The sequence below is a fragment of the Dickeya oryzae genome (assembly GCF_009372235.1).
Lineage (GTDB): Bacteria > Pseudomonadota > Gammaproteobacteria > Enterobacterales > Enterobacteriaceae > Dickeya > Dickeya oryzae.
In genome coordinates this window covers 127,219-145,724 of sequence record NZ_SULL01000016.1, presented here as the reverse complement: position 1 = coordinate 145,724, position 18,506 = coordinate 127,219, and the positions used below count along the sequence as shown (strand labels likewise).

Annotated in this window: 15 protein-coding genes and 1 pseudogene; 8 read left to right on the top strand and 8 right to left on the bottom strand. The window is 55.5% G+C overall.

From position 1 onward, the window contains the following. Nucleotides 1–6: 6 nt before the first annotated feature. Entirely contained in the window at nucleotides 7–471 is a 465-nt protein-coding gene (locus FAZ14_RS17610) for a tRNA (cytidine(34)-2'-O)-methyltransferase (protein WP_029456510.1), read from the bottom strand. Nucleotides 472–641: 170 nt separating this feature from the next. Here FAZ14_RS17610 and FAZ14_RS17605 point away from each other — a divergent pair, with 170 nt between their 5' ends. Then, entirely contained in the window at nucleotides 642–926 is a 285-nt protein-coding gene (locus FAZ14_RS17605) for a DUF2756 domain-containing protein (protein WP_016942810.1), read from the top strand. Nucleotides 927–1,019: 93 nt separating this feature from the next. Here FAZ14_RS17605 and FAZ14_RS17600 read toward each other — a convergent pair whose 3' ends face one another. The 7 genes from FAZ14_RS17600 to ygbI all read right to left on the bottom strand — a co-directional run bounded on the left by FAZ14_RS17600 (nucleotide 1,020) and on the right by ygbI (nucleotide 8,378). Next, nucleotides 1,020–1,976: an AEC family transporter gene (locus FAZ14_RS17600; protein ID WP_016942809.1), complete on the bottom strand. Its 957-nt coding sequence runs from the start codon at nucleotides 1,974–1,976 to the stop codon at nucleotides 1,020–1,022. A 182-nt stretch (nucleotides 1,977–2,158) separates the two neighbouring features. Next, the gene (gene ugpQ, locus FAZ14_RS17595; RefSeq protein WP_153508955.1) at nucleotides 2,159–2,902 is read right to left on the bottom strand and encodes a glycerophosphodiester phosphodiesterase; all 744 of its coding nucleotides are present in this window, start codon (nucleotides 2,900–2,902) and stop codon (nucleotides 2,159–2,161) included. Beyond that, on the bottom strand, nucleotides 2,899–3,975 hold the full coding sequence (locus tag FAZ14_RS17590; protein ID WP_038925709.1) for a sn-glycerol-3-phosphate import ATP-binding protein UgpC: 1,077 nt from the start codon (nucleotides 3,973–3,975) through the stop codon (nucleotides 2,899–2,901). The genes ugpQ and FAZ14_RS17590 overlap by 4 nt, the downstream gene beginning before the upstream one ends. 6 nt (nucleotides 3,976–3,981) lie before the next feature. Continuing rightward, nucleotides 3,982–4,830 carry a sn-glycerol-3-phosphate ABC transporter permease UgpE gene (gene ugpE, locus FAZ14_RS17585; RefSeq protein WP_023641019.1) on the bottom strand — a complete coding sequence of 283 codons (849 nt, stop codon included), beginning with the start codon at nucleotides 4,828–4,830 and terminating at the stop codon, nucleotides 3,982–3,984. A gap of 26 nt (nucleotides 4,831–4,856) precedes the next feature. After that, a complete protein-coding gene (ugpA, locus tag FAZ14_RS17580; protein ID WP_038925708.1) occupies nucleotides 4,857–5,744 on the bottom strand; it encodes a sn-glycerol-3-phosphate ABC transporter permease UgpA in 888 nt (295 codons plus the stop codon). 89 nt (nucleotides 5,745–5,833) lie between these two features. Continuing rightward, entirely contained in the window at nucleotides 5,834–7,153 is a 1,320-nt protein-coding gene (gene ugpB, locus FAZ14_RS17575; protein ID WP_016942804.1) for a sn-glycerol-3-phosphate ABC transporter substrate-binding protein UgpB, read from the bottom strand. A 463-nt stretch (nucleotides 7,154–7,616) separates the two neighbouring features. Beyond that, nucleotides 7,617–8,378: a DNA-binding transcriptional repressor YgbI gene (ygbI, locus tag FAZ14_RS17570; protein WP_038906006.1), complete on the bottom strand. Its 762-nt coding sequence runs from the start codon at nucleotides 8,376–8,378 to the stop codon at nucleotides 7,617–7,619. Between the two features lie 283 nt (nucleotides 8,379–8,661). Between ygbI and ltnD the strand changes: the two genes are divergently transcribed. The 7 genes and pseudogenes from ltnD (at nucleotide 8,662) to FAZ14_RS17535 (ending at nucleotide 18,353) form a co-directional block, all read left to right on the top strand. Then, nucleotides 8,662–9,612, top strand: a complete 951-nt coding sequence (gene ltnD / locus FAZ14_RS17565; RefSeq protein ID WP_153508954.1) for an L-threonate dehydrogenase — start codon at nucleotides 8,662–8,664, stop codon at nucleotides 9,610–9,612. Next, a complete protein-coding gene (gene otnK / locus FAZ14_RS17560) occupies nucleotides 9,609–10,886 on the top strand; it encodes a 3-oxo-tetronate kinase (RefSeq protein ID WP_153508953.1) in 1,278 nt (425 codons plus the stop codon). Before ltnD ends, otnK begins: the two co-directional genes overlap by 4 nt. A 17-nt stretch (nucleotides 10,887–10,903) precedes the next feature. After that, nucleotides 10,904–11,554, top strand: coding sequence for a 3-oxo-tetronate 4-phosphate decarboxylase (otnC, locus tag FAZ14_RS17555; protein WP_016942800.1), 651 nt, complete (start codon nucleotides 10,904–10,906; stop codon nucleotides 11,552–11,554). 2 nt (nucleotides 11,555–11,556) lie between these two features. Then, nucleotides 11,557–12,336 (top strand): 2-oxo-tetronate isomerase, encoded by a 780-nt coding sequence (otnI, locus tag FAZ14_RS17550; protein WP_153508952.1) that lies wholly within the window; start codon nucleotides 11,557–11,559, stop codon nucleotides 12,334–12,336. A 221-nt stretch (nucleotides 12,337–12,557) separates the two neighbouring features. Then, a complete protein-coding gene (locus FAZ14_RS17545; protein ID WP_153508951.1) occupies nucleotides 12,558–13,931 on the top strand; it encodes a GntP family transporter in 1,374 nt (457 codons plus the stop codon). 545 nt (nucleotides 13,932–14,476) lie between these two features. Next, a complete protein-coding gene (locus tag FAZ14_RS17540; protein ID WP_153508950.1) occupies nucleotides 14,477–16,165 on the top strand; it encodes a methyl-accepting chemotaxis protein in 1,689 nt (562 codons plus the stop codon). 488 nt (nucleotides 16,166–16,653) lie between these two features. Then, nucleotides 16,654–18,353: pseudogene (locus FAZ14_RS17535) on the top strand (methyl-accepting chemotaxis protein). Nucleotides 18,354–18,506: the final 153 nt, after the last annotated feature.

Here is an 18,506-nt window from a genome sequence, read left to right as displayed (position 1 = left end):
GGCCGGTCAGCGGCGGCCACCGAACCCATTCTGACGCCAGGCTTCGTAACTGATGATCGCCACCGAATTGGACAAATTCAGGCTACGGCAATTGGGTTCCATCGGAATGCGGATGCGGTTTTCCGGTGCGAAACCATTGCGAATGTCATCCGGCAGACCGGCGGTTTCCGAGCCAAACAACAGCACATCACCCGGCTGATAGTCAGGCTCGTCGTAAGGACGGCTGCCTTTGGTGGTACAGGCGAAAATCCGCTGCCCTGCCACTGCCTGCAAAAAATCCTGATAGTTACGGTGACGGCTGACATTCGCCAGGTCGTGATAGTCCAGCCCGGCGCGACGTAGCTTTTTTTCCTCGAAATCAAAACCCAAGGGTTCGATCAGGTGCAACGAGCAACCGTTGTTGGCCGCCAGACGGATAATATTGCCGGTGTTGGGTGCGATCTGCGGCTCATAGAGTGCAATATGAAACATGATAAAGTCAGGCACGAAAAAAGGTGGGCGTCAGTATAGCGTATTCCGTGTCCGTCCCCCAGCAACGACCTGTGTGGCACATCGTCCGATCTGTCGGCGAAAACCAGACGCGGCTTGCATTAACCGCTAGAATAGAACCTGATAAGGCCGTCGTTTCCCCCGGAGGAGCTATGAGAATACTGCCTTCCCTGATGTGGCTGTTGAGCCTGCCGTTGCTGGCTCAGGCCGCTACACAAACTATCTCGCCCCAGCAACAGCAGTTTGAAAACGGCATCAGCAGCCAGAAGCGGTTGCTACAGGAGATGCAGCAAAGCCAACAATTCCAGCAGCAGCAGCTCAATCAGGACATTCAGCAGCGCAGCCGCGAACAACAGCAACAACTGCAACAGCAACTGGAGCAAAATCGCCAGCGCATTCAGCAATCTGCCCCCGGTAATACCAACCGCAGCTACTGATGATATCGCTGCTATCACCGAATACCCGTCAGTGCCCGTCAGGCAATCGCCTGACGGGCACTGACATGAGCAGGTAAGAGGCCTGAGCGTGTGTTAAACCCGCACGCCCATCAGCGTCAGGATCAACGGCGTGGTCACCCCCGCCAGCGCGGTCGACATCAGCAGGCTGGCGGCAACCGGGCCACCCAATACATTGAACTGCCGGGACATCAGGTAGATATTCACGCCCACCGCCATCGACCCCAGCAGCACCACCACACGGGTTTCCATCTCCGGCAGTCCTAATGCCAGCGCCAGCCCCCACACCACCAACGGCTGTACCACCAGTTTGATAAGACAGATAGCCACGCTGATTTGCCACCCGTCACGGATGCGGTATTCCGCCAGCCCCATCCCCAGCGCTATCAGCGACAGCGGGACGGCAATTTGCCCTAGCATGCCTATCGGCTTGTCCACCACATCCGGCAGCGGCAAGCCCGTCAGGCTGTAAAACGTGCCGGACAAAATGCCGATGATCAGCGGGTTTTTCAGCACGCCGAGCGCCGTTTTGGTAAACCCCTGCATCGACAACGAACCGTTACGCGCCCACTCCACCGACACCGTTACCAGTGTCCATAAAATCAAACCATTGAACACCAGCACCAGCGCCACAGACGGAACCGCTTGTGGCCCCAGCATCAGGGTGGCGATGGGCAGGCCAAGCATCACGTTGTTGGAGAAAATACCGCTGAGCGAAAACACCGAGCCGGAAACGCCATCCAGCCGGAACACCCGACTGGCAACCACCCGCCCCAGAATGAAGACCAGCAGGCAACTGCCAAAGAAGGCAATGAGCAACCGGGCATCCACCGAGGGTCGTTTGGAAAAGTCGCACATCATGCGAAATAGCATGGCGGGCAGCGCCACGGAAAAGACGAATTTACTCAGCGCATCGGTCACCGTGGACGACCAATGGCCGAAACGGATCAAGGCATAGCCCAGCGCAATCAGCACAAACAGCGGTAGAGAAAGAAAAATCTGGTGCCAAAGAGAAACAATAAACGTGGGCATCGCCCTTCCTTAATAAGGCGTTGCTCCCCAGGCGAAGGCTGATGGCAGGTCACGACGGTAAGGCGTAACGCCTTACCGGGAGCGGGCGACATGGCCCGAGGTCATACAGGAAACGCCTGACGAAACACGCCGATTTATGGGTCGGAGTCATACGCTGTCAGGACAGACGATACCCGCCGACGTTAATTAAATTGCGGTCCAATCAAATCTATCCGGTCGGTACAGATACAGTCAACGCCCCACTGCAACAGGGTACGCGCCCGATCGGGCTGATTGACGGTATACACCAGAATACGCAACCCGGCGTCTTTCAACGCTCTGACGCGCGCTTCATCAAGCAGACGGTGGTTGAGGTGAATCGAGACGCAGCCTAACCGTGTCGTCAGATTACGCCAGTCCTCCTCCCATTCATCCAGCAGCAGACCTCGCGGTAACTCCGGCACAGCCTGCTGCGCGGCAGCCAGCGCCTCAACCGAAAACGACGACAGCAGCGGCGCGACAGGATGGCTCTGCCACAGCTCGCGGGCGACCAGCGCCACCACACGGCCGGTCTGCTCCTCGCAGCCGGTAGTCGGTTTGATCTCGATATTGGCCGCCATACCGTACTGTTCGCAGCGTTTCGCCACTTCAGACAGCAGCGGCAGGCGTTCGCCCTGAAACTGGCTGCTGTACCAGCTACCGGCATCCAGCCCGACCAGTTTGTCCCACGGCAGCTCGCCCGCCACGCCCCACCCGTTACTGGTGCGCTCCAGCGTGTCGTCGTGCAACAAGAAGATGTGCCCGTCCTGCGACAGCTTGGCGTCAAACTCGATCATCTTGTGACCATGCTGCGCACCGACATCAATCGCCGCCAGTGTGTTTTCCGGAGCCAGAGAACCGCCGCCACGGTGGGCGACGATAGCAGGATAAAGCCAGTTCGGGGTCATGCTTCCATCCGTAATCCGCTTTGCGAATCAAATATATGCCAGGATACCGTCGGCAGTGTAAGCCACAGGGTTTCTCCCACCGCCGGACAATGCTCGTGCGACAGGCGCACCACAATATTCTGCCCCGCCCATTTGCCGTGCGCCAGATTATCCGCACCCAGCAGTTCCAGCGTGTCCACCACCAGCGGTACGCCACCGGCCTCAGCGGTGGACTGCACAATGTGCTCCGGGCGCATGCCCAGCGTCACCGCGCGCCCTTGCCACTCCGGTTTCGCCACCGGCAACGGCAGCGAAAAATCCGCCGACAGTTCAACCCGGCTACCGTCGGCGCTCACCTGCCCGGCCCACAAATTCATCGCAGGCGAGCCGATAAAACTGGCGACGAACAGCGATGCCGGTTTGCGGTAAATCTCTGCCGGTGCGCCGATCTGCTCCGCCACGCCTTTATTCATCACAATCACGCGATGGGCCAGCGTCATCGCCTCCACCTGATCGTGGGTGACATACAGGCTGGTGGTTTTCAGTCGTTTGTGCAGTTGTTGCAGTTCAAGACGCATCTGCACACGCAGCTTGGCATCAAGGTTGGACAACGGCTCATCGAACAGGAACACCGACGGTTCGCGCACAATGGCACGGCCCATCGCCACACGCTGACGCTGGCCGCCGGACAGCTCGCGCGGTTTGCGTTGCAACAACGGCTGCAATTCCAGAATGCGCGCCGCTTCATCCACCCGCTGGCGGATCTGATCTTTACCAAAGCCACGGATTTTCAGGCCGTAGGCCATGTTGTCGTACACACTCATGTGCGGGTAGAGCGCGTAATTCTGGAACACCATCGCAATACCGCGATCTTTGGGTTCTTTATCCGTCACACGCTCATCGCCGATATAAATATCGCCGCTGGTGGTCTGTTCCAGCCCGGCGACCATGCGCAGCAGGGTCGATTTACCGCAGCCGGACGGCCCCACCATCACCACAAATTCGCCGTCTGCCACGTCGAGATCAATCGGTCGAATCACCTGATTTTTGCCGTCGTAGGATTTGGTGACGGCCTGAAGTTTTAAGCATGCCATAGGGTTTTATTTCTCACTATCAACCAGACCGCGCACAAACCAGCGTTGCATCAGCAACACCACCAATAACGGCGGTAACATCGTCATCAGCATCGCCGCCATCACCTGATGCCAGGGGGTAGCGGTATCGCCGGTGGCGATCATGCTCTGGATACCGGCGACCGCCGTACCCAGACGAGGGTCGTTGATGATCAACAGCGGCCACAGATACTGGTTCCAGCCGTAGATAAAGGTGATGACAAACAGCGCCGCCAGATTGGTTTTAGACAACGGCAGCACCATGTCGAAGAAAAAGCGCATGGGGCTGGCACCGTCGATACGCGCCGCCTCCAGCAGTTCGTCCGGCAGCGTCATAAAGAACTGGCGGAACAGAAACGTGGCGGTGGCCGACGCCATCACCGGCAGAGTCAACCCGACATAACTGTTGGTCATATTCAGGTGAGAAATCACCTCCACCGTCGGGAAGATACGCACTTCCACCGGCAACATCAGGGTAGAAAAGATCATCCAGAAGAACAGGTTACGGCACGGGAAACGGAAATAGACAATGGCGTAGGCCGACAGCATCGAGACGCTGATTTTGCCGACGGTGATCGTCAGCGCCATCACAAAGCTGTTAAACAGCATCAGGCCGAATGGCGCGCTGTTGTTATCGCCCACACCGTGCTGCCAGATATACACCATGTTTTCCCACAGGTGGCCGCCGGGGAGCAGCGACATCGGCACCTGTGACATTTGTTCCTGACTCATGGTGGCGGCGATAAACGCGACATACAGCGGGAACAGCACCACCACAATGGCGACGACCAGCATGGCGTGGCTGAAGACATCCAGCCCGCGACGGTTCTCAATCATCCGGCTTGCGGTCATGGCAGACTGGCTCATTGATAATTCACCTTACGCTCGACAAAGCGGAACTGGATAACCGTCAACACGGTCACCACCAGCATCAGCACCACCGACTGCGCCGCCGAACTGGAGAGATCAAGACCGGCAAACCCTTCGCGGTAAATCTTGTAGATTAACGTGGTGGTCGCCTGTACCGGCCCGCCGCCGGTCGCGGCATCGATAACCGGGAAGGTATCGAAGAAGGCGTAGGTCAGGTTGACCACCAACAGGAAAAAACTCACCGGTGAAATCAGCGGCAGCACCAGATTAAAGAAACGGCGTACCGGCCCGGCACCATCAATCGCCGCCGCTTCAATCAGCGAACGGGGAATAGACTGTAACGCCGCGAGGAAAAACAGAAAGTTGTAGCTGATTTGCTTCCAGACCGACGCCAGCACCACCAGAAACATCGCCTGACCACTGTACTGCGCGTGGTTCCAGTCATAGCCCAACTGGTGCAATAACCAGGTAATCAGCCCCAGACCGGGGTTGAACAAAAACATCCATAATACCGCCGCCACCGCAGGCGCAACCGCATAAGGCAGAATCAGCAACGTCTGGTATAAGCGGCTAAAGCGCAGGGTGTAATCCACCAATGCGGCCAGAAACAACGACAACACCAGCCCTGACGCCGCCACCAGAAAGCTGAACAGCAGCGTGGTGTAAAACGAGCCAAGGTAATAGCTGTCGTGGAACAGATTAGTGAAGTTCTCCAGCCCGACAAACTGGCTGGACAGGCCGAACGGGTCGACACTCTGCACCGAATACCAGAGCGCCTGCCCGGCTGGCCAGAGGAAAAAAACCACCGTGATGGCCAGTTGCGGCAGCACCAGCAGGTAAGGCAACAGGCTGCGGCCAAAAACAGGACGGGAAGCACTCATGCACAAGGCTCTCAGAAAACAGAATTCTCAGAAAACAGGGTTCTCAGGAAAAAACAGGGGTGGCCGAATCCCTTCGGCCCGGAATGCGGTTACTTGTTCGCTTGTTCGAAGCGACGCAGCAGCACGTTGCCGCGTTCCACAGCGGCATCCAGCGCCTGCTGCGGGGTTTTCTTGCCAGTCCAGACGCTTTCCAGCTCTTCGTCGACGATGGTGCGAATCTGCGGCATGTTGCCCAGACGCAGCCCTTTGGTAAACGGCAGCGGGTCTTTGTTCAGCATCTGACGGGTGGCGATATCAGCACCGGGGTTCTTGTCATAGAAACCCTGCTTTTTGGTCAGCTCGTAAGCGGCGGTGGTGATCGGCAGATAGCCGGTCTTCTGGTGCCACTCGGCGGCGATTTCCGGTGTAGACAGGAACTGCATGAATTCCGCCACGCCTTTATAGGTCGCCGCGTCTTTGCCGCTCATCACCCACAGGCTGGCACCACCGATAATGGCGTTCTGCGGCGCGCCTTTCACATCGGCGTCATACGGCATCATCGCCACACCGTAGTTAAATTTGGCGTACTGACGAATATTCGCCAGTGAACCGGATGACGCGGTGGTCATCGCGCAATCGCCGTTATAGAACTTCTCGGTCGGTTCGTCTTTACGACCGTAATAGGTGAAGTCGCCTTTCTTGTTCATGTCTTCGAGCATTTGAATATGCTTGACCTGAATCGGCTTATTGAACTCCAGCACCGCATCAAGGCCATCGAACCCATTGTTTTTGGTGGCGATCGGCAGGCCGTGCCAGGCGCTGAAGTTTTCAATCTGAATCCAGCCCTGCCAGCCACTGGCGTAACCGCACTTCATGCCAGCCGCGCGCAGCTTAGCGGTGTAATCAGCCATCTGCTGCCAGGTTTTCGGCGGCTGCTCTGGGTCCAGACCGGCTTTTTTGAAGGCGTCTTTGTTGTAATACAGCACCGGCGTCGAGCTGTTAAACGGCTGGGACAGCAGGTGACCGGTTTTGGCATCGGAGTAGTAACCGGAAACGGTCGGCACGAAAATGCTCTCATCAAACGGCACGCCCGCGTCTTTGAAGACCTGATAGACCGGCTTGATAGCCTTGCTGGCCATCATGGTCGCCGTACCGACTTCATACACCTGCAGGATAGCCGGGGCGTTACCGCTACGAAACGCGGCGATACCCGCTGCCAGGCTCTGCTCGTAGTTGCCTTTGTACACCGGCACGATTTTGACGTCGCTGTGTGTCTGGTTGAAGCGGTCAGCCAGAGAGTTCACGGTCTTGCCCAGTTCCCCTTCCATTGAATGCCAGAACTGGACTTCGGTAGCGGCCTGCGCCTGTGCGCTGGCGGCTAACGCCATAATAACGACGGCGGCAGTTTTACGGATAGCGTGCTGAAACATGCTGTCTCCTGAGATCATGGTGAGTACTGCTGTAAGTACGGATCGTTTATAAGTACTGATCGACTGTAAGTACTGATCGACTGTCAGTACCGAGCGATTGCGAGTACGGATTCGTTGTTAGCGCCATGAGCGAAAAAGCACGTTTTATATTCGGCAGGTAACATGACACGCGCAGATGACAGAAAAATAACCTCAACATGACAACGCCATGACAAGTGCATACGATTGCATTGGCGAAAAGGAAACGGGGAAGGTCGAAAGATCAGTAACCGAATTTTATTTTTTAATCAGCAAGTTGTTGAGAATCATTACCGTAGCCGTCAGCCCTGTTCGGTATGATCCCTCTCTCCTGAGCACCAAGAAATGACACCGCAAAACGTGAGCTGCCGCCAGCACGTCTGTGACCTGAAAAATAGCGGCGACTCCCCATTACGCAGGCCAGTTAACACACCGTGAGTCAGTCTTACCCAGCCACCATCACCGTTACCCCCATCTTCCCCAGTGCGTCTCTGGCGGCGACGGGTAGCCCGTTATCAGTAATGATGCTGTCGAATACCGTTATCGGCGTGGCAATCCAGGTCGCGATACGGCCATATTTAGAGGCGTCACTGAGCAGGATGCGTTTACTGCTGGCCTCGATAATTGCCCGTTTCACCGATACCTTGTCTTCGTTAGGGGTAGACAAGCCACGCAGGCTCCATGAGGAAGCAGAGACGAAAGCAATATCAATCATCAGGTTACGCAGAGCCAGCGCCGCCCCCTCACCAACACAGGAGCGGTTTTCCCGGCACAGGGTGCCACCGGTGTGGATCATGCGGCACTGGCTGGATTCGATCAGCAACGCGGCGATAGCGAAATCATTGGTCACAATCAGTAAATCATCCCGCTCTGCCAACTGGCGCGCCAGCGACAGCGTGGTGGTACCCGCATCAAGATAAATGCAACTGTTATGCGGGATCTGCTGCGCAGCCAGCCGACCAATCGCCTCTTTCTGCTGGCTGAACATCACTGACTTATCCTGATGAGAGGGTTCCATCGCCAGGCGCTCCGGCGAGCGTACCCCGCCAGACACACTGAGCAACAATCCATCCTGCTCCAGCTTTTGTACGTCCCGCCGCACTGTCATGTGCGATACGCCCAGCATGTCCGTCAGCTCACTGATGCTGACCACTCCACGTTCAGTAATCAGTGACAAAATCTTTTGATGGCGTTCTACCGGTATCACTTCCCCACTCCTGTTAATTGCTGTGATAACTATTGTGATTTCACCCTGTGCCGAGCGCGATAATTATCATAAATTCACGTCGCAAACTATGCGCTCACCGACATCCGCCCGCAATAGAGCGTAACATCCGCCAATATGGCCTCCTCATGCCCCGTCACCCGATTCTCGTCGTCTTGCCCATCAATGTTAATTTGTGTGATATCAATCACCGCATTACCGCTAACAAGCGCCTACATTTAACACATCACAACAAAATATCACTAAAATTAACAGAGAAAGCCCTATGAACCCACAGACCCCCGCACAGTATGCTGTCGCCGTGATCGGCCTCGGCTCCATGGGATTCGGTGCCGCCGTCTCCTGTATCCGCGCCGGATTGACCACCTACGGCGTAGACATCAACCCGCACGCGCTAGAGCGACTGCGTCAGGAAGGCGCAGAACAAGCCGACAGCAGGATCGACCACTTTGCCACACAGCTCGATGCGGTCGTGTTGCTGGTGGTCAACGCCGCTCAGGTCAACAGCATTCTGTTTGGCGAGGCCAATGTCGCCGCACAGCTAAAACCGGGCACTGCGGTCATGGTGTCTTCCACCATTTCAGCGCAGGACGCCAAACGCATTGCCGAACGACTGGCGGAACACCAATTACTGATGCTGGATGCGCCGGTGTCTGGTGGTGCTATCAAAGCCGCTGCCGGGGAAATGACGGTCATGGCATCCGGCAGCCATGAAGCGTTTGAGAAACTCGAACCGGTACTGAATGCCGTCGCAGGCAAGGTGTACCGTATCGGAGAAGAGATTGGCCTCGGCGCGACAGTAAAAATCATCCACCAGTTGCTGGCGGGCGTACATATCGCCGCCGGTGCCGAAGCGATGGCGTTGGCCGCCCGCGCCGGTATCCCACTGTCAGTAATGTATGACGTGGTGACCCACGCCGCGGGTAATTCCTGGATGTTCGAAAACCGCATGAAACACGTGGTAGAGGGTGACTACACGCCAAAATCTGCCGTCGATATCTTCGTCAAGGATCTGGGACTGGTTACCGACACGGCCAAATCGTTGCACTTCCCGCTACCGCTGGCTTCCACCGCGTTCAACATGTTTACCGCCGCCAGCAACGCCGGTTTCGGCAAAGAAGATGACAGCGCGGTGATCAAGATTTTCAATGGTATCGAACTGCCACAACAAGGATCGTCACAACAAGGATTTCCACAACCACAGGAGGACGCATGATTACCCTGGGCGTCATCGCAGATGATTTTACCGGTGCCACCGACATCGCCAGCTTTCTGGTGCAAAACGGCCTGTCGACGGTACAACTCAACGGTGTACCGTCGGCGGATTATCAGGTGCAGGCGCAGGCGGTGGTCATCAGCCTTAAGTCACGCTCCTGTCCGGTGCAGCAAGCTATCGACGATTCCCTGAGCGCACTGTCATGGTTACAGGCACAGCATTGTCAGCAGTTTTACTTCAAGTACTGCTCCACCTTCGACAGCACGGCAAACGGTAATATCGGCCCGGTGACCGACGCGCTACTGGACGCGCTGGGCGAATCGATGACGGTGATTTCCCCGGCGCTGCCGGTCAACGGTCGCACCGTGTATCAGGGGCACCTGTTTGTGATGGATCAGCTGTTATCCGATTCCGGTATGCGCCATCACCCGGTAACACCCATGACCGACAGCAGCCTGTTACGGCTGATGGAATGCCAGGCGCGCGGACGTTGCGGACTGGTACCTTATCGTGTGATGGAGCAAGGCAGCGAGGCGGTGCAACAGCAACTGGCGCAACTGCGTGAACAAGGCTGCCGCTACGCGGTGTTAGACACCCTAAACGAGCAGCATTTGCTGACGCAGGGCGAGGCGCTGCGAACGATGAAGCTGGTCACCGGTGGTTCCGGGCTGGCGATAGGATTAGCACGCGTCTGGGCAGGTGCCGACTCATGCCCGGCGACGAAGGCGGGCGAGCCGCAACCCGGCCCGGCCGTGGTGCTTTCCGGCTCCTGCTCAGTAATGACCAACCAACAGGTGGCGTGTTATCGCCAGCAGGCGGCCAGTCAGGCGGTGGATGTCGTGCGCTGTCTGGCAAGCGAAACCGGGTTGCAACGTTACGCCCGCGAACTCGCCGATTGGGCGATCACCCATCGGGATGACACACTGGCCCCCCTGCTGTTCGCTACCGCTGAACCACAGGCGCTGAGTGCTATTCAGCAGCAGTATGGTGCCGCCGCCAGTAGCCGTGCGGTGGAAACCCTGTTCGCCAGCGTGGCGGCACACTTGCAGGCTGCGGGTTTCCGCCGCTTTATCATCGCGGGCGGTGAAACCTCCAGCATCGTCGTACAAACGCTTGGCATTCGCGCCTTCCACATCGGCCCTACAATTTCGCCCGGCGTGCCGTGGGTCACCTCGGTGGATCACCCACTGTCGCTGGCGCTCAAGTCTGGCAACTTCGGCGATGAAAACTTTTTTGCCCGCGCCCAGCATCCCTCGTCACCCTCAATGCGTTAACAATAGGAACTGAGTGCATGAGCAAACAAAGCGAACATATCACCTCAAGTGAAAAACAGGCCCGCGAAGAGATGGTGCGGCTGGGTGCCTCGTTCTTTCAGCGCGGTTATGCCACCGGTTCGGCTGGTAATCTGTCGCTGCTGCTGGAAGACGGCAACCTGCTCGCCACCCCCACCGGCTCGTGTCTGGGAGAATTACAGGCGGAGCGCTTATCCAAAGTCAGCCTGAACGGCGAATGGTTATCGGGTGACAAACCGTCTAAAGAGGTGAGCTTTCACCGGGCACTGTATCTGAATAACCCCGACTGCCGCGCCGTGGTCCACCTGCATAGTGCTTACCTCACCGCGTTATCTTGTCTGGAAGGACTGAATACGCAGGATGTGATCCGACCGTTTACACCCTATGTCGTGATGCGGGTAGGGACTGTCCCGTTGGTGCCCTATTATCGCCCTGGCGATGCCCGGCTGGGGGAAGACCTCGCCCGCCTTGCTCCGCATTACCGGGCGTTTCTGCTGGCCAACCACGGGCCGGTTGTGACCGGCAAAGACCTGCGGGCCGCCGCAGACAATATGGAAGAGCTGGAAGAAACCGCCAGACTGATTTTTATTCTTGGTGACCGACGCATCCGTTATCTGACGGATGAAGAAATTGCCGAATTACGGAGTTAATCATGCCGAAATTTGCCGCCAATCTTTCTACGCTATTTACCGAACTGCCTTTTCTGGACCGTTTTCAGGCCGCTGCGCAGGCCGGGTTCAAGGCCGTTGAATTTCTGTTTCCCTATGACTATCCCGCCGACCTGCTGGCGGAGAAATTAAAACAGCATGGGCTGCAACAGGTATTATTTAATACCGCGCCAGGCAACGTCGCCGCCGGAGAATGGGGCGTTACCGCATTGCCTGAGCGGGTAGATGACGCCCGTCGTGATATTCAGCTCGCGCTGGAATACGCCATCGCTCTGCAGTGTCCGTCGGTGCATATTATGGCAAGCGTCATACCCGAACATGCCGATATTCAGCGCTGCCAACAAACCTACATCGACAATATTCGCTACGCCGCCGATCTGTTTGCGCCCTACGACATCACCGTAATGCTGGAAGCGTTAAATCCTGGCCTCAAACCACGTTATCTCCTCGCCAGCCAATATCAGACGCTGGATATGGTCAACCGGATAGACCGCAGTAACGTGATGGTGCAGGTCGATCTGTATCACGCACAAATTGTCGACGGTAATCTGACGCATATTTTGCGCGAAATGAAAGGGCGCTATGGTCATATTCAAATTGCGGCGGTACCGGGTCGTCATGAACCGGATGAAGGGGAAATAAACTATCCATTTATTTTCGATGAATTAGACAAAATAGGTTATTCCGGCTGGATTGGATGTGAATATAACCCACGTGGCAATACCGAAGCCGGATTGACCTGGATAAAACCTTATTTATTGTAATAGCCGAATGAAATAACCGAATTCATTATCACCGTGGCCTTGCCACCAGGGATAATTTTTAAAATACGCTTCCTGAAGAAGTAATGGCGGCATAGTAATTTTTGCGATGCATTTTTTACGAAAAATGACGCAGATATATTGCTGCCAGAAATTCGTGGGACACCCGTATTTATAACGCATAACGATATAAATAACCGCTTCCCCCATTGCGAGGATAACCTATGTCTACCGCGCTGTTGCTTACCATCGCCATCGCTGGCGTCCTGATTCTGCTGCTGATGGTCATCAAGGCCAAAGTTCATCCTTTTGTCGCGCTGCTGGTTGTCAGTTTCATGGTGGCGCTCGCTACCGGTATTCCGGTCGATAACATCATGAAAGCCATCACCGGCGGCATGGGCGGTTTACTGGGCTCTATCACGATCATCATTGGTCTTGGCGCGATGCTGGGCGGCATGATCGAAGCCTCCAACGGCGCAGAATCGCTGGCACAGCGCTTTACCCGCAGCCTTGGCCCCAAACACACCGTGGTCGCGCTGACCATGGCCGCCTTTATTCTGGGTATCCCGGTGTTTTTTGAGGTCGGGTTTATCATCGTGGTCCCCATTATTTACGGGTTCAGTAAAGTCGCCCATGTTTCGCCGCTAAAATTCGGCCTGCCGATGGCTGGAGTGATGCTGGCAGTACATGTCGCGCTGCCTACCCACCCGGGCGCAGCGGCGGCGGGTGCCATGCTGGGTGCCGACATCGGCTGGCTGATGATGGTTGGTATCGCCATCGCGATTCCGGCCAGTATTGTCGGCTACTTTACCGCTCGTAGCATGAACCGCCGCCACTATGCCTTGTCTATCGAGGTGCTGGAACAGATGCAGTTATCCAAACCGGAACCCAGCACATTACCGGAACCCAGCCGATTGCCCGGTCATCAAGCGGTTCCCGGCGCGGGTCTGATAGCCAGCCTGATCGTTATCCCTATCGGTATTATTCTGCTGGGCACCATTGCCGCTGCCACCCTGCCTGCCGACAACCTGCTGCGTAAAGCCATGGTACTGGCGGGCACACCGGCGGTTGCCCTGCTGATTGCGCTGGCGCTGGCGACCTATTTTCTGGCACTGCGTCGCGGCTGGTCGAAAGACAAAATCAGTGATGTGATGAGCGCCGCCATTCCTACCTCCGCCGCAGTGATCATGGTCGCGGGCGCTGGCGGTGCCTTCGGTAAGGTCCTGGTGGAGTCCGGCGTCGGCAAAGCGCTGGCCGAATCCCTGACCGCCATCCATCTGCCCATCATTCCAGCCGCCTTTATCATCTCGCTGGCGCTGCGTGCCTCGCAAGGCTCCGCCACCGTCGCCATCATCACCACCAGTGGCTTACTGAGTCAGGCGGTCAGTGGCATGAGTCACATGCAGTTGGTGCTGGTCACGCTGTCCGCCTGCTTTGGTGGGCTGGGCTTGTCGCACGTCAATGACGCCGGTTTTTGGGTGGTCACCCGCTATCTGGGGCTGTCGGTCGCCGACGGTCTGAAAACCTGGACGGTACTGACCACGGTGATGGGTCTGGTGGGTTTCGTCATTATTCAGATGCTGTGGTTTATTATTTGATAGGTATCATTTCTTGTTTGCGCGTTCTTCCCTTTCTTTAACGTAAAACTGTAAAAGTACGACCAGAATTGCAAAAACACCATCTGAACTTATCAGGTGGTGTTTTATACCCGTCATACTTCAAGTTGCAGGTGTGTTGGCTGCGCTCGCTCACCCGAATCACTAACCTGAGTAAACTCATCGGGATTCACTCTCTTGCCGCCTTCCTGCAACTCGAATTATTTTGGGTATATTTGGCCTTACGCACTTTACATTCGACAAATCAAACTATATTCCTTACTCTTATTAACCAGCACAGCTATGGCTAATTTTATTTAAGGCTATTTTTACGTTACTCACTGATTTCAACGATCCATGTTACTGGCTCTTATAAAACATCATCTTATCTATTCATAGAATACAGTTAATAAACAGGAGAATTGTCGGCTAGCTCACAGAAATACTCATATGAAATAGAATAAACCTGAATGATACACACTCAGAACTATTTAACCTCCTGGACGAGGTAAAAATAATACATGGAATACACGACGTTAAGGACATCTATGAACGCGCTAAAAAAAATGAAGCTGGGCACCATGCTGAGTGCCGGATTCGCCCTGGTCATCGTAATCGGTTTGCTGGTCGCGACCTTCGGCCGAACCCAACTGGTAGGACTCGGTGATGACATTGATCACCTCTCCTCCACGACCCTCACCAATATGATGTTGATTCAGGAAGCCAAAACCGGCTTCGATACCAATTCCCGTCTGGTACGCAATATCGCACTCAGTAACGACCCGGAGCGTATCGCGGCTGAAAAGCAGCAGATAGACCGGCAGATCGCGCGTAACACCGAGGTGCTCAAACAACTTTCCGAACGGCTGGATACGCCGGAAACACGCGACCAGCTCAACCAATTGACGCTGGCGCGTCCGGCTTATCTGCAAGCCTTTAATAAAGCCGTCGCACTGGGGATGTCCGCCCAGCAGGAACAGCGCACCCAGGCACGTGACCTGATCCTTAACGACATGCAAACCGCCCAAAACGGCGTGTTCAAGGCGTTGGACAACATGCTCGACTTTCAAAAGAAAGTCACCATGAATGTGGTCGAAAGCTCGATGCGTGATGCCCGTTCCGATGGCTCGGTGATGCTGGCGCTGGCGCTGGCCGCCGCCGTACTCGGCGCACTGACCGCCTGGCTTATCACTCGTACAGTAAAAGGCCAGTTGGGTGGCGAGCCCGCGTATGCCGCTGCGGTGGCGCAGAAAATCTCTGACGGCAATCTGGCTTTTCAGGTTGAACTGCGCTCAGGCGATAGCAATAGCGTGTTAGCTGCCATGAACGAAATGCGGCAGAAGCTGGGGCAGATAGTGACCCAGGTGCGCCAGAGCAGTGAATCCATCGCCACCGGTGCCAGCGAAATTGCCGCCGGCAGTACCGACCTGAGCCAGCGTACCGAAGAGCAGGCCGCCAGCCTGCAACAGACCGCCGCCTCAATGGAGCAGATGAGTCAGACCATCCGCCAGAACGGCGATACCGTGCGTACGGCGTCCACACTGGCGCAATCCGCCAGCTCAACTGCCGCCAAAGGCGGCGAGGCCGTCAGTAACATCGTTCGTACCATGGAAGAGATCTCCCACAGCTCGCACAAAATTGGCGACATTATTAGCGTCATTGACGGCATTGCTTTCCAGACCAATATTCTGGCCCTCAACGCAGCAGTGGAAGCAGCCCGTGCCGGTGAACAAGGCCGCGGCTTTGCCGTCGTGGCCGGTGAAGTCAGAAACCTGGCGCAGCGCTCCGCTTCTGCTGCCAAAGAGATCAAGGAACTGATTACCGCCAGCGTTGAAAAAGTGGAAGTGGGCTCGGTACTGGTCAGCGAAGCCGGTTCCACCATCGACGAGCTGGTGAAGCAGGCGCGTCACGTCGCGGATTTGATAGGCGAAATCGGTGTGACCACGCATGAACAGGAATCCGGCATCTCGCAAATTAACGATGCGGTCAACCAGCTCGATCAGGTCACCCAGCAGAACGCCTCGCTGGTGGAAGAGTCAGCCAGTGCCGCCGACAGCCTGAGTGATCAGGCGGCAAAACTGGTGGAACTGATGAGTATCTTCACGACTCAGAATACCTTTGGTCAGCAGCAGCCCCCTTCATTGCAGAAACCGGGAATGTCATCGCATAAGTTAGCGCCGTCCAGACTGGCGTTGGCAAACGACACCGGCAGCAACGGCAACTGGGAACAGTTCTAAGCACCTTTTCTCCTGACACCGCCACGGCAACGTGGCGGGCTATCCCGATTAAAAATACCTGACACCACGATTAATAACGGGGTCTATTATCAGCCGCTGTCGTATATCCACAACGATACTCATTTTTTTGAAAATGATTTCCCCAGGTATAGATATCGTCAACCGATATAAAATAACGCACATGACTATTATTATTTTCCACCGCCAAAGAAAATTAAAAATTAAAACGTAACACCATGATTGATAAAGATTAAAAAAATAAATTCACAATCAATAAAATTTATTTCACATCCTAAGATATAACAAAGACTCATCGATTAGATTAACCCTCGATATCACAAATAACCTGATGATTTTGGTATTCGTTCTTTCTTATGCCCGTAATCATTCATATTGCGGCAAGGCAGAAAATAACGCTGCAACGTGAAGAATGACGGGTAACACGCACCGGTTTGTCGTGATTAAAAACAACATTCGGGGGATACACCATGAGCATTCTGAAGAATATGAAACTTGCCACCATGCTGGGCGCAGGTTTTGCCATCGTGCTGGTCATCAGCTTTTTCGTTTCTGGCTATGGGCAGCTTGAATTACGCCAGCAAGGCAACACCATCAATACCCTGGCCAGCGACCAACTGGAAGGATTACTGCTGGTTCAGGAATTGAAAGATAACCTGAACAGTACCGCCATTGCGGTACGCAATCTGACACTGTTTACCACGCATGACCAGGTGGAGCAGGCAAAACAACGTATCAATCAAAACTCGGCCAGAAATAATGAAATATTAAAACGTATAGGTGAACTGGCGAGCACCCCCAAAGAAAAATCGCTGCTTGATGCAATCAATCAGGTACGGCCCATCAACCAAGCTGCCACGCAAAAAACCATTGCGCTCAGCCTGAACAACAAGCTGGATGAAGCCAAAACCGTCATCATGGACGAAGTGAAACCAGCGCAGGATAATTACTTCAAAGCCATCAACGCGATGGTGAGCTACCAGAAAAGTGACACTCGTCAGTCGGCTGACGTGCCAGCGCAGCGGCACGCACCGCCGGTATCCTGATGCTGGCACTCACCGCTATCTCGACGGTACTGGGTATCGCAATTGCCTGGTTGATTACCCGCCGTATCAAAAAAATGCTGGGTGGCGAGCCGGCGTATGCCTCTGATATCGCGCGTCAGATTGCCAACGGCAACCTGGCCATCAACGTCGAACTGCAAGCCGGGGATACCACCAGCCTGCTGGCTGCCATGGGCGACATGCGTGCCAAACTGAGTGATATCGTGCATCAGGTACACGACAGCAGCGCCTCAATTTCCACCGGCTCCAGTGAAATCGCCATCGGCAGCAACGACCTGAGCCGCCGTACCGAAGAGCAGGCCGCCAGCGTGCAAGAAACCGCCGCCTCAATGGAACAGATTAGCCAGACCATCCGCCAGAATGGCGACACCGTGCGCGAAGCCGCCCAGCTTGCCAGCGCGGCCAGCCAGACGGCGACCAAAGGCAACGATGTGGTACGCGATGTTATCGCCACCATGGGCGACATCAGCACCAGTTCCCGTAAGATTGGCGACATCATTACCGTGATTGACGGCATCGCCTTCCAGACCAACATCCTGGCGCTCAATGCCGCGGTAGAAGCGGCCCGCGCTGGTGAACAAGGGCGCGGTTTTGCGGTGGTCGCTGGGGAAGTTCGCTCACTGGCACAACGTTCAGCGTCTGCTGCCCGCGAAATTAAAGAACTCATCACCACCAGCATGGAAAAAGTGGAAAGCGGCTCTCAACTGGTGTCGCATGCCGGTGAAACCATGACGGATATTGTGACTCAGGCACAGCATGTGGCCGACCTGATTAGCGAAATCGGCGTCACCACGCAGGAACAGGAATCCGGTATCTCGCAAATCAACCAGGCCATCACCCAGCTGGATAGCGTCACCCAGCAAAACGCCGCGCTGGTGGAAGAATCGACCAGTGCCGCTGAAAGCCTGAGCGAACAGGCCGCGAAGCTGGTGGAGCTGATGAGTGTGTTTAACATTGCGCACGCCTCGGCCACACCGTCGCCGTCTCCATCGCCGCGCCGTCAGCCGCAGACTGCACCGGCGTTAAAAAAACCGGCTGCGCTTAAACCGGCCCTGAAACCCGCGCTGGCGAGCAGAAACAATAACCACGACTGGGAACAGTTCTAAGCCCGACTACACGACGAACCGTAACCCCTCCAACCGCCACGTCACCGTGGCGGTTTTTTTTGAAAAACGGATTCACGACTTTTTCTCTCCCCATTGCACCTCAGGATGCCGGAAGATTTTCAACCATCTCGGCATATTCAGCCTCACCAGTTT

What these genes read in the sequence shown, in the direction of transcription:
- FAZ14_RS17610 (WP_029456510.1), bottom strand. Translation starts at nt 471, where the DNA reads ATGTTTCATATTGCACTCTATGAGCCGCAGATCGCACCCAACACCGGC.
- FAZ14_RS17605 (WP_016942810.1), top strand. Translation starts at nt 642, where the DNA reads ATGAGAATACTGCCTTCCCTGATGTGGCTGTTGAGCCTGCCGTTGCTG.
- FAZ14_RS17600 (WP_016942809.1), bottom strand. Translation starts at nt 1,976, where the DNA reads ATGCCCACGTTTATTGTTTCTCTTTGGCACCAGATTTTTCTTTCTCTA.
- ugpQ (WP_153508955.1), bottom strand. Translation starts at nt 2,902, where the DNA reads ATGACCCCGAACTGGCTTTATCCTGCTATCGTCGCCCACCGTGGCGGC.
- FAZ14_RS17590 (WP_038925709.1), bottom strand. Translation starts at nt 3,975, where the DNA reads ATGGCATGCTTAAAACTTCAGGCCGTCACCAAATCCTACGACGGCAAA.
- ugpE (WP_023641019.1), bottom strand. Translation starts at nt 4,830, where the DNA reads ATGATTGAGAACCGTCGCGGGCTGGATGTCTTCAGCCACGCCATGCTG.
- ugpA (WP_038925708.1), bottom strand. Translation starts at nt 5,744, where the DNA reads ATGAGTGCTTCCCGTCCTGTTTTTGGCCGCAGCCTGTTGCCTTACCTG.
- ugpB (WP_016942804.1), bottom strand. Translation starts at nt 7,153, where the DNA reads ATGTTTCAGCACGCTATCCGTAAAACTGCCGCCGTCGTTATTATGGCG.
- ltnD (WP_153508954.1), top strand. Translation starts at nt 8,662, where the DNA reads ATGAACCCACAGACCCCCGCACAGTATGCTGTCGCCGTGATCGGCCTC.
- otnK (WP_153508953.1), top strand. Translation starts at nt 9,609, where the DNA reads ATGATTACCCTGGGCGTCATCGCAGATGATTTTACCGGTGCCACCGAC.
- otnC (WP_016942800.1), top strand. Translation starts at nt 10,904, where the DNA reads ATGAGCAAACAAAGCGAACATATCACCTCAAGTGAAAAACAGGCCCGC.
- otnI (WP_153508952.1), top strand. Translation starts at nt 11,557, where the DNA reads ATGCCGAAATTTGCCGCCAATCTTTCTACGCTATTTACCGAACTGCCT.
- FAZ14_RS17545 (WP_153508951.1), top strand. Translation starts at nt 12,558, where the DNA reads ATGTCTACCGCGCTGTTGCTTACCATCGCCATCGCTGGCGTCCTGATT.
- FAZ14_RS17540 (WP_153508950.1), top strand. Translation starts at nt 14,477, where the DNA reads ATGAACGCGCTAAAAAAAATGAAGCTGGGCACCATGCTGAGTGCCGGA.